At 71.2% G+C, this 10,300-nt stretch carries 11 protein-coding genes and 2 pseudogenes; 7 read left to right on the forward strand and 6 right to left on the reverse strand.

Annotation, left to right across the window (positions count from 1 at the left end; translation table 11 throughout):
* A pseudogene (locus JWR86_RS12510) lies at positions 1 to 705 on the reverse strand (flagellar biosynthetic protein FliO); the annotation flags it as partial.
* A gap of 223 nt (positions 706 to 928) precedes the next feature.
* Here JWR86_RS12510 and flgB point away from each other — a divergent pair.
* From flgB to cckA, 7 genes are read left to right on the forward strand one after another with little or no spacing between them, the layout of a single operon-like run.
* The gene (flgB, locus tag JWR86_RS12515) at positions 929 to 1,381 is read left to right on the forward strand and encodes a flagellar basal body rod protein FlgB (RefSeq protein WP_366914583.1); all 453 of its coding nucleotides are present in this window, start codon (positions 929 to 931) and stop codon (positions 1,379 to 1,381) included.
* Between the two features lie 5 nt (positions 1,382 to 1,386).
* Positions 1,387 to 1,797, forward strand: a complete 411-nt coding sequence (flgC, locus tag JWR86_RS12520; RefSeq protein WP_299565909.1) for a flagellar basal body rod protein FlgC — start codon at positions 1,387 to 1,389, stop codon at positions 1,795 to 1,797.
* Between the two features lie 17 nt (positions 1,798 to 1,814).
* Positions 1,815 to 2,153 carry a flagellar hook-basal body complex protein FliE gene (locus JWR86_RS12525; protein WP_299565912.1) on the forward strand — a complete coding sequence of 113 codons (339 nt, stop codon included), beginning with the start codon at positions 1,815 to 1,817 and terminating at the stop codon, positions 2,151 to 2,153.
* Between the two features lie 10 nt (positions 2,154 to 2,163).
* Positions 2,164 to 2,430: a flagellar biosynthesis protein FliQ gene (gene fliQ, locus JWR86_RS12530; protein ID WP_299565915.1), complete on the forward strand. Its 267-nt coding sequence runs from the start codon at positions 2,164 to 2,166 to the stop codon at positions 2,428 to 2,430.
* A 50-nt stretch (positions 2,431 to 2,480) separates the two neighbouring features.
* Positions 2,481 to 3,236: a flagellar biosynthetic protein FliR gene (gene fliR / locus JWR86_RS12535; RefSeq protein ID WP_299565918.1), complete on the forward strand. Its 756-nt coding sequence runs from the start codon at positions 2,481 to 2,483 to the stop codon at positions 3,234 to 3,236.
* Between the two features lies 1 nt (position 3,237).
* Positions 3,238 to 4,311 (forward strand): flagellar biosynthesis protein FlhB, encoded by a 1,074-nt coding sequence (gene flhB, locus JWR86_RS12540; RefSeq protein WP_299565921.1) that lies wholly within the window; start codon positions 3,238 to 3,240, stop codon positions 4,309 to 4,311.
* A gap of 32 nt (positions 4,312 to 4,343) precedes the next feature.
* Positions 4,344 to 6,908 carry a cell cycle histidine kinase CckA gene (cckA, locus tag JWR86_RS12545; protein ID WP_299565924.1) on the forward strand — a complete coding sequence of 855 codons (2,565 nt, stop codon included), beginning with the start codon at positions 4,344 to 4,346 and terminating at the stop codon, positions 6,906 to 6,908.
* 15 nt (positions 6,909 to 6,923) lie between these two features.
* Here the strand turns inward: cckA and JWR86_RS12550 are convergent, their stop codons facing one another.
* The 5 genes and pseudogenes from JWR86_RS12550 to JWR86_RS12570 form a co-directional block, all read right to left on the reverse strand.
* Positions 6,924 to 7,415, reverse strand: a complete 492-nt coding sequence (locus tag JWR86_RS12550) for a DUF2937 family protein (protein WP_299565926.1) — start codon at positions 7,413 to 7,415, stop codon at positions 6,924 to 6,926.
* 17 nt (positions 7,416 to 7,432) lie between these two features.
* Positions 7,433 to 7,666: a hypothetical protein gene (locus JWR86_RS12555; RefSeq protein ID WP_299565928.1), complete on the reverse strand. Its 234-nt coding sequence runs from the start codon at positions 7,664 to 7,666 to the stop codon at positions 7,433 to 7,435.
* Between the two features lie 72 nt (positions 7,667 to 7,738).
* The gene (locus JWR86_RS12560; protein WP_299565931.1) at positions 7,739 to 8,749 is read right to left on the reverse strand and encodes a WD40 repeat domain-containing protein; all 1,011 of its coding nucleotides are present in this window, start codon (positions 8,747 to 8,749) and stop codon (positions 7,739 to 7,741) included.
* Positions 8,750 to 8,795: 46 nt separating this feature from the next.
* Complete coding sequence (locus JWR86_RS12565; protein ID WP_299565934.1) at positions 8,796 to 9,755, reverse strand: GTP-binding protein; 960 nt, start codon at positions 9,753 to 9,755, stop codon at positions 8,796 to 8,798.
* 110 nt (positions 9,756 to 9,865) lie between these two features.
* A pseudogene (locus JWR86_RS12570) lies at positions 9,866 to 10,300 on the reverse strand (hypothetical protein); the annotation flags it as partial.

The raw sequence follows: 10,300 nt of genomic DNA on the forward strand, positions 1-10,300 counted from the left end.
GGGCGCAGGAGGCGCGGCCGGCTCGGGCCGGCGCAGGGCCTCCTCGAGCTGCCGGGTCATGTCCGGCAAGCCGCCGCTGGTCGGCTGCGGGGTGGCCCGGGGAGGGGGCGTGCGGGAGGGCGAGCGATCCGGGGGCGTCGGCGACGGCGCTGCCCCGGTAACGCGGGTCGGTTTCAGCGAGGGCTCGCGGTAACCGCCCACCGGCTCCGCCCCGCCGCCCGCCACCGCGGCGAACTGGTCGGACGGACCGAGATGCCCGCCCACGGCGTCCTGCAGCCGGTCGCCGGCGCGGCCGAGACCGGGCTCCACCACCGGCCGAACAGGTGCGATTTCGACATTGCGGTCGGGGCCGGTCTCCGGCCGCTCGGCGGCATCCTGCAAGCCTGCCGGAAGCCGCGCGCCCGGAACCCGGACGATGTTGGTTTCCACCACCACGTCGTTCGGTCCGCCGACCAGCAGCAGATGCTCGACATTGTCGCGGCGGAGCAGGATGAGTTGTCGCTGCCGGTCCAGATCGTAGACGTCCACGATGCCGAGCCGGGGCTGCCGGGCGCGGCCGCGGTCGTTGCTGAGGGACAGGCGGCCGCCGGTGAGTCGGCGCAGGATCAGCGCCAGCAACACCAGCATCGCAAAGATGATCGCAAAGGCGATCACGTATTTGACCGCGGGCGACAGGTTCTCGATGCCGGGAATGGAGACGGGCAAGACGCGGCTCTCTCGGTCGGGCGGCGACTGCTGCCCATGCGCACTCGTCCAGCAACGGCCGGTCGGACGAGGTCCTCCGGCCGATAGCACGTTTCATCCAGGGTGTCGCGGGGCGGCCACAGCGGTCCGCGGCGCTTCGGGGCAGCCCTCCGACCGGCCCTGGGCCCGGCACTCCTGCGGGCCCCTTGGCCGATCAGCGGCTTAACCCGCCGTTAACCATAGAATGGGCAAGTTCTGCCGGGTCGCCACCGCTCAGCGTGGCGGCTGGACCGCCACCATGTCGATCTCCAACATCCCGCTCGTTTCCCAACTGCGCGAGCGCATGCACTGGCACCAGTCGCGCCAGAAGGTGCTGGCCGAGAACGTCGCCAACGCCAACACACCCGGCTTTCAGCCCAAGGATCTCGTGCCGGCGCGGTCCAACGCAGCGGGCACGGCCTCGTCTGTGGCGGTGGCCCAGACGAATCCGGGCCACATCACGGCTCAGAGCTCGCTGCCGACCGGCACGCTCAGCCCGGCCCGGCGTTACGAGACCTCGCCCTCGGGCAACGCCGTGCATCTCGAGGACGAGATGATGAAGGTGGCCGAGAACCATTCCGAGTATCAGCTCGCCGCCTCCCTCTACCAGAAGAGCCTCGGCCTGCTTCGCATCGCGGCCGGCGTGCGCGGGGGCTGACCGTCATGGACTTCCTGAAATCCATCGCCATCGCGGCCTCCGGCCTGCGGGCTCAGTCCGGCCGCATGCGGGTCGTGGCCGAGAACATCGCCAACGCCGATTCGACCGGCGACAAGCCGGGCGCTGACCCGTACCGGCGCAAGATCCCGACCTTCAACCGGCAGCTCGACCGCGAGCTCGACGCCGCCACGGTGGCGCTGGGCCGTGTCCGGCGCGACCCCTCGCCGTTCAAGACCCGCTACGAGCCCGGTCACCCGGCCGCCGACGCGGCCGGGCAGGTGAAGCTGCCCAACGTGAACTCGCTCGTGGAAACCATCGACATGCGGGAGGCGCAGCGCTCCTACGAGGCCAACCTCAACGTGGTCACGGCCACGCGCCGCATGATTTCCCGCACCCTCGACATCCTGCGCGCCTGAGCGGTCGGAGCTTCCCCATGACGATCACGGCCGGTTTCGCCAGCGGCGCCTACCAGGCGGCCCGCAACCTCGCATCTTCGCAGGCGGCCTCGTCCGGGGCCGCGGCGGCGTTCGGCTCGGCCGCGGCCGGCGCGGCGCCGGGCGGCTTCGGCCAGATGCTGACGCAGGCGCTCGAGGGGGCTGCCGCGAGCGGGCGCGCGGCCGAGACCCAGGTCGTCTCCGCCGCGACCGGCAAGGGAAACCTCGTCGAGGTGGTGACCGCCGTCGCCGAGAGCGAGGCCGCCCTCCAGACCCTCGTCGCCGTGCGCGACCGCGTGATTTCCGCCTACGAGGAAATCATGCGGATGCCGATCTGAGGGCCGGGCCGTGACAGGCGCCGACATCCTGGAAGTCGCCCGCGACGGCGTCACCACCTTTCTCAAGGTCGCCGGACCCCTGATGCTGGTCGCCCTCGTGGTCGGGCTCGCGGTGTCGCTGCTGCAAGCCCTGACGCAGGTCCAGGAACAGACGCTGATCTACGTGCCCAAGATCGTGGCCGTGTTCGGCGGGCTGCTCATCTGCATGCCGTTCATGGCCGACGCGCTGGGAAGCTACATGGCCCGGATTGCCGCCCTGATCGCCTCGGGCGGGTGACCTTGCGCGGGACCGGCAGCGGCCCGAGGCTGGCGGGCCGTGATTCCCGCATGACCCTCTCCTTTCCAGAGCTTGCGACCGTGTTCCTGCTCGCCTTCGCGCGGGTCGGAACGCTGGTCATGCTGCTGCCGGGCGTCGGCGAGCGCGGGGTTCCGGGCCGGATGCGGCTCGCCTTCGCGCTGCTGCTCACCCTCATCCTTCTGCCGATCGCCCGCGGCCTGCTCCCGGCCGCCGCCGGACCCTCCGCCGTGATCGGATTGCTGTTCGGCGAGGTCGCTGTCGGGCTCGTGCTCGGCCTGGCGGCCCGGGCCGTGATGGCGGCGCTGCAGACGGCCGGCACCGTGGTCGCCCAGCAGCTCGGCCTCTCCTTCGCCATGACGCTCGATCCGAGCGCCGGCGGGCAGGATACGGCCATCTCCAACTTCCTGACCCTGCTCGGCATCACGCTGGTCTTCGCGACCGACCTCCACCACGTGGCCATTTCCGGCATCGCGGAGAGCTATCGCGTCCTGCCGCCGGCGGGCGTTCCGGACGTCGGCGATGCCGCCACCCTGGCCATCTCGGCCGTGGGCCGCGGGTTCGCGCTCGGCGCCAAGATCGCCGCCCCCTTCATCGCCTTCGCGATCCTGTTCAACCTGGGTCTCGGCGTGCTGTCACGCCTGATGCCGCAGATGCAGGTCTTCTTCATCGGCATGCCGCTGACCATCCTGCTCGGCATGCTGATTCTTCTCTCCTCGCTCGGCGTGATGATGTCGGTCTTCCTCGAGGAACTCGGGCAGTTCCTGCGCGGTCTCGGGGGGCTCTGACGTGGCGGCCGAAGGCGAGTCGGGCGCGGACCGCACAGAAGACCCGACCGCGCACCGACTCGAGGAAGCGCACCGGCGGGGCGATGTCGCCAAGAGCCAGGAGCTGCCGCTCTTCCTGTCGCTCGGCGCGCTGACGCTGGCGCTGCTGCTGCTGCCGGCCCTCGGCAGCAGCCGCACGCTGGCTCTGGATCTCAGATCCTTCCTGATGAACGCCCATCTCGTGCCCGACGGGGGGGGCGCTTTCCTGGATTACGGCCGGCGCGGGCTGGAAGCCGCGGCCAAGATCCTGGTCGTCCCGGTCGGCCTCGTGCTCCTGGCGGCCGTGGGCGGTAGCCTGCTGCAGCACCGGCCCGTGTGGTCGCTGGAGCCGCTGACGCCGAAATTCGAGCGGCTGTCGCCGCTCTCGGGGATCAAGCGCCTGTTCGGGGCTCAGGCCCTGGTGCAGTTTCTGCGCGGCATCCTCAAGATTGTGCTCGTGGGTGCGCTCGCCGCGGCGCTCCTCTGGCGCGAGCGCGACAGTCTGGAGGGGCTGGTCGGCCAGGACCTGTCGGCACTCCTGACCTTTACCCTCGGTCTCGCGCTGAAGCTCCTGGGCGGCATCCTGGCCCTCCATGCGGTGGTGACCGCAGCCGATATCCTGTGGTCGCGCTTCTCATGGCTGAAGCGGCAGCGCATGACTCGCGAGGAGGTGAAGCGGGAATCGAAGGAGCAGGACGGCAACCCCGAGATCAAGGCCAAGCTGCGCCAGATGCGGGTGGCGAGGTCGCGCAAGCGGATGATGGCCGCCGTCCCGACCGCGACCGTTGTGGTTATGAACCCGACCCACTACGCGGTGGCGCTGCGCTACGAGGCCGGCATGGCGGCGCCGCTCTGCGTGGCCAAGGGCGTTGACGCGGTGGCGCTGCGAATCAGGGCCGTGGCCGAGGAGCATCGTGTCACCGTGATCGAGAACCCGCCGCTCGCCCGCGCGCTTCACGCCGCGGTCGAGATCGACCAGGAGATTCCCGTGGAGCACTACAAGGCCGTTGCCGAGGTGATCGGCTTCGTCTTGCGGTTGAAGCGACGGGCGTCGTAACCACGACATGGCGCGCGGCGACGGTGATGCACATGGCTGAGGCGAGAAGCGTGGCCAGGGGCGGGGCCCCGGCCGCGATCGACCGGTCGCAGCGGGCCGGCCATCTCGGCCTGCTCGTGCTCATTGCCGTGCTCCTTCTGGGCGCCTTCGGCGGCATCGGGCTCCTGTCGACGGAGCGGGCGCAGCCCCTCGTGCTCGGGCTGCTCGCGATCCTGTCCATGGCGGGCGTGTTCTGCGTCTTCGCCATTGCGGTCGGCGCGCTGCGCTTCGCCGGCTCGGTCGCGGGCAACGACCTCACCAAGGCCATCGCGGACGGGGCCCGGGACGGGCTGCTGGTGGCCGAGGAGAGCGGTCGCGTCCTCTACGCCAACGAGCGCTACCTCGCCCTCGCCAAGGCGGATGGGCTCACGGGCCTGCGGGTTCCCGAGCGTCTGCTGGCCGGCGGCCCGGACGTGTCCGAGGCCGTCTATCGCCTGGCCCAGGCCGCCCGCGAGAAGCGCGCCGCCGGTGAGGAAATCCGGCTGTCGCCGGCGCTGGAAGGCGGGCGCGAATTCGGCTGGTACCGGGTCCGGGTCAGTCCGGTGCCGCGGCCCGGCCGGGCCGCGACCCTGTGGACCATTGCCGACGTGACGCATGAGCGCGAGCGGCAGGAAAACGTCTTCCAGGAGCTCCAGCACGCGATCGACTATCTCGACCACGCGCCAGCCGGGTTCTTCTCGGTCGGGCCGGACGGCAGCGTCGTCTACATGAACGCGACGCTCGCCGCCTGGCTCGATCACGACCTCGCCCGGGTCGGTCCGGGCGGGCTCCGGCTCACCGACATCGTGCCGAGCTCGGTGGCGGGGCTTCTCACGGCCGATGCCGGCAAGGCCGGCGAGGCCCGCACCGACATCATGGACCTGGACCTGACCCGCCGAGGGGGGCAGCCGCTGCCCGTGCGGCTCTACCACCGGGTCGCGTTTGGAGCGGACGGCCGGCCGGGCCCGTCCCGCACGCTCGCGCTGAACCGGTCTGCGGCCGGCGAGAGCGGCGGCGAGGGACAGCGCGCCGCCGAGGTCCGCTTCGCGCGGTTCTTCAACACAACGCCCCTCGCCATTGCGACCCTGGACAGCGCACACCGGCTGGTGCGCTCGAACCCATCCTTCCTGCGCCTGTTCCCGTCGCGCCCGCGCGGCCAGGACGATCCCGGGCCGGCCATCCTGGACCAGGTCATCCCCGCCGACCGGCAGCGCCTCGAAGCTGCCGTCGTGGCGGCAGCGGCCGGGCAGTCCGAGACCGGTCCGATCGACGTCACCATCGCGGGCGAGGGCGGCCGGCAGGCCCGGCTGTGGCTGTCGCCGGTCGAGGACAGCGATCCGGGCTCGCCGGGCGGAGACGGCGAGAGCGCGATCCTCTACGGGCTGGACACCACCGAGCAGCGCCAGCTCGAGATCCAGTTCGCCCAGGCGCAGAAGATGCAGGCCGTCGGCCAGCTCGCGGGCGGCGTCGCGCACGACTTCAACAACGTGCTGCAGGCCATCATCGGCTATTCCGACCTCCTGCTGGCGAGCCATCGGCCGACCGATCCGTCCTTCCAGGACATCATGCAGATCAAGCAGAACGCCAACCGGGCTGCGGGCCTGGTGCGTCAGCTGCTCGCCTTCTCGCGCCGCCAGACCCTGCGGCCCGAAGTGGTCAAGCTCGGCGACACCCTGTCCGACCTGTCGCTGCTGCTGAAGCGGCTGCTGGGCGAGCGCGTGCAGTTGGAACTCCGGCAGGGCCGCGATCTCTGGACCGTGAAGGCCGACGTCAACCAGCTCGAACAGGTGGTCATCAATCTCGCCGTGAACGCCCGCGACGCCATGCCGGACGGCGGCACGGTGGCGATCACCACCTGCAACGTGTCCGAGGCGGAAGCCCGGCGGCTCGACCTCGCCGGCATGCCGCCGGCCGATTACGTCCGCATCTCCGTCGGGGACACCGGAACCGGCATCCCGCCCGAGATCCTGGACAAGATCTTCGAGCCCTTCTTCACGACAAAGGAACTGGGCAAGGGCACGGGGCTCGGCCTCTCCACCGTGTTCGGCATCGTCAAGCAGTCGGGCGGCTTCATCTACGTCGATTCGACCCCGGGGCAGGGCACCAGCTTCGCGATCTACCTGCCGCGCCACGAGGCCGAGCCCGAGGCCGAGCCCGAGGTGCGGCCGGATGCAGCGAACGCCCCCAAGGCCAGGGCGGCGGACCTGACCGGGCAGGGCACCATCCTGCTCGTGGAAGACGAGGACGCGGTCCGGGCCGTGAACAGCCGGGCCCTCGCGGCGCGCGGCTACACCGTGCTGGAGGCCTCGTCGGGCATTGAGGCGATGCAGATCATGGAGGGGCGCGACCGCCCCGTGGACCTCGTCGTGTCCGACGTCGTGATGCCCGAGATGGATGGGCCGACGCTCCTGGGCGAGCTGCGCAAGCGCCACCCGGATATCCGCTTCGTGTTCGTGTCGGGCTATGCCGAGGACGCGTTCGCCAAGCACCTGCCGGAAGGCGAGACCTTCAACTTCCTGCCCAAGCCGTTCAGCCTCAAGCAGCTCGTCGAGACCGTGAAGCAGACCATCGGGCGCTGAGCCGCGCCGGGCGGATCAGACGGCTCTGAGCCGTCGGGTCCGGCCCGGCACCAGGCGCCGGCCGATGCGCAGCAGGAACAGCAGCAGCGCCCAGCCGGCCACAAACCCGGTTCCGCCCGCCACGAGGCCCTCGGCGGTGGCCGGCCAGGCCGGCTCGTAATCAAGGTACGTGGCCCGGGCGAGGCCCGGATCGGCTTCGCGGACAAAGATCAGCAGGCGGGCGAAGGGGCCCGCCTCGAGGAAGGCCTGGCGCTGCCGCTCGAGCCGGGCCAGCCGGGCCGCGAGCTCGTCCTGGGCCTCGCCCTGTTTGCGGACCAGGGGATCCGGGTCGGCCGTGAGACGCCCGACGGCCTGCTCGCGCGTCAGGCCGCTGCCGCGCGCGCCCTCGTCGAAGCGGACCACCACGCGCCGCAGCTCGTCGATCGCCCCGCCGAGGCGCTGCCGGTATTGCTGGGCGAATTCGGGCGCCTGCGATGCCGCGAGGCCGCAGAAGAGGCCGATCACCAACGCCAAAATCCGTCCAGTCATTCGGGTCCCTTGAAGCCGGCCGCCAGGAGGGCGGACCGGACATCCTCGTCCGTCACGTCGCGGGCCGGGCTGCGGACCTTGGCCGCGCGGCTGCGACGGCCCGCCTGCAGCACGAGGATCACGGTCTCGTCGCCGGGGCAAGCCGGGTCCGGGCAGGTGATCTCGCTCACCGTGAGCTCGGCCCCCTCGACCCCGGCGGCCTCCAGCCAGCGCCGGGCCGCTGCCTTCACGCGCTCGGCCTCGTGCCGTCGCGGGTCTCCGTCCGGTCGCCGACCGCGTGCAAATAGCCCCCGCAGCACGTGTCAGGCCGAGAGGGTCAGGAGGCCGGCCGAGCCGTCGCGGCAGCCGAAGGCGAGCTGCCCGCCGCGCCCGTTCCAGGCCAGCGCCGTCACGTCCGCGCCGGGCGTGGCCCGCCTCACCAGGAGCTCGGCCCCGTCCTCGAAGCGCACCAGGAGCACGCAGCCGTCCTCGTAGCCGATGGCCAGCACGTTGACGCTCGGGTGGAAGGCCACGCGCGTCACGCGGCTGTGGCGCAGGCCGCATTCGCGCGGCGGCTTGCCGGTCGGCCCCTCCTTGGAATCGAACGGCCAGATCACGGCGGCGTCCGCCCCGGAGGTGGCCAGCCAGGCGCCACCGAACGACCACGAGGTCGAGCGCGGTTTCGCGGCATAGCCCGACATCCGCATGTGGCCCCGATCGGGAGCGAGCCTCCAGCCGTGGAGGGAGTTCTCCTGCATGGAGGTGACCACGAAGCGCCCGTCCGGCGACCAGGTCACGTCGAGATGCGAGCCCTTCCAGTCGAGCATTTCGGGTTTCGCATCGAGGTTCGGATACCAGAGGGTGGCCCCGCCGTAATGCGCGACGGCGAGCCGGTAGCCTTTGGCCGCAAAGGCCAGACCGCGCGCGGTGGACGGGGCCTCGAAGGTCTTGCTCCGGCCCTTGTCGTCGCGCGCCGTGACGGTGCGGCCAGCCGCGTAGGCGAAGGCTCCGGAGGCGTGGAGGGCGAGTGCGTCGATCCAGGCACCGCCCTTCGCCTCGGCGACCGTCGCGGTGGCGCCGTCCGGGCCGGTCGCCGCGATGCGGCCGTCGTCGCCCCCGGTGAGGAGCCGCTTGCCGTCGCAGGCCGCGACCAGGATGGCGCCCTCCGGGTGCGCCGCGCTGCGATGGCTGGCGCCGTCCGGCTTGGCCAGCAGGACCGAGCCGTCGGCGAGGGCAAAGGCGGCCGTGTCCTTGAGCCAGCCGAGACCCGTCACTTCGGCCTCGGCCGCGAGCGGGACAACCGCGTCCGTGAGGGAGGTGAGGGTGCCGCTCACCGGGGTTGGACCTCCGGTCCGCGCGGAAAGGCTGGCACGGCGCCGCTCACGCCGCGCATGCCCGGAACCCCTCCTCGTAGGCCTGCCGGTCGAGGCCGCGGCCAATGAACACCACGCGGCTCTCGCGCTTCTCGTCCGGCCGCCACTCCCGCTGCAGGTCGCCGTCCAGGATCATGTGCACGCCCTGGAACACGAAGCGCTTCGGCTCCTGCGGGAAGGCCACGATACCCTTGCAGCGCAAAATGTTGGGCCCTTCGCGCTGGGTCAGGTCCGAGATCCAGGGCATGAACTTGTCCGGATCGACCTCGCCGGCCCGGAAGGAGAAGGACACCATCTCGTCGTCGTGGTGATGGTGGTGGCCGGCCTCCAGGAAGTCGGGCTCCACCTCCATGATGCGGTCCAGGTCAAAGGCCTTGCGGTCCAGCACCTCGGCGATCGGGATGTTGCAATTCGTGGTGCGGTGGATGGTGGCCTGTGGGTTGATCGACCGGATGCGGCTCTCGACCTCGTCGAGTTCGGCCGCCGAAACGAGGTCCACTTTGTTCAGGAGCACGACGTCAGCAAAGGCGATTTGGTTCTTGGCCTCCGGCGCGTCCTTGAGGCGCGCCATCAGCCATTTGGCGTCCGCCACCGTGACCACGGCGTCGAGCCGGGCGCGCTCGCCGACATCCTGGTCCACGAAGAAGGTCTGGGCGACCGGCGCCGGATCGGCGAGGCCGGTCGTCTCGACGATGATGGCGTCGAACTTGCCCCGCCGCTTCATCAGCCCCTCGATGATGCGGATGAGGTCGCCCCGCACGGTGCAGCAGATGCACCCGTTGTTCATCTCGAACACCTCCTCGTCGGCGCCGACGACGAGGTCATTGTCGATGCCGATCTCGCCGAACTCGTTGACGATCACGGCGTAGCGGCGGCCGTGCTGCTCCGTCAGGATGCGGTTCAGGAGGGTCGTCTTGCCGGCGCCGAGATAGCCGGTGAGCACGGTGACGGGGATCTTGTCGGACATGGGAGCCTGCGGGCTGGTGCGGGCCGGGCCGCGATGCGGCGGACGGCCGGTCCCCCGTATATCGCTCCCCGCGGCGCAGTTGAGAAGACGGGCAGCCCTCGGCTGCGGCCTCACGGCCCCGTCGCGACCTCGACGTCCAGGGTTTCGGCGCGGCGAAGCCAGGCTGCCTCATCGAGGTCAAGCGCCTGCACGGTCCCGGCCGACGTTGCCACCGCGAGGGTGTTCGGGCCGATCCAGCCGATGCCGTTCGGCGGTCGGGGCAGGCCTTGCGGGCCCCCCCCGGCCGGCGGCTGGAGCGACAGGCGGCGCTCCGGGCTGCTGCCGGCACTGAGGGCCCAGACATACAGCCGGCCGTCGGCCCCGAGCGCCGCGAGGTGCGACCCGTCCGGCCCGAAGGCGACGGCCTTGGTCTGCGGCGATTCCGTTGCGAGCTGGGTCCAGGCGCCGGTTCCGGCATCAAACAGCCGCAGGCTGCTGTCATCCGCCGTCACGGCGAGCCGCCTGCCGTCCGGGCTGAGGGACAGGCTCTCCGGCCCGCCCCGCTC

Source organism: Enterovirga sp., assembly GCF_028290205.1.
Taxonomy (GTDB): Bacteria; Pseudomonadota; Alphaproteobacteria; order Rhizobiales; family Beijerinckiaceae; genus Enterovirga.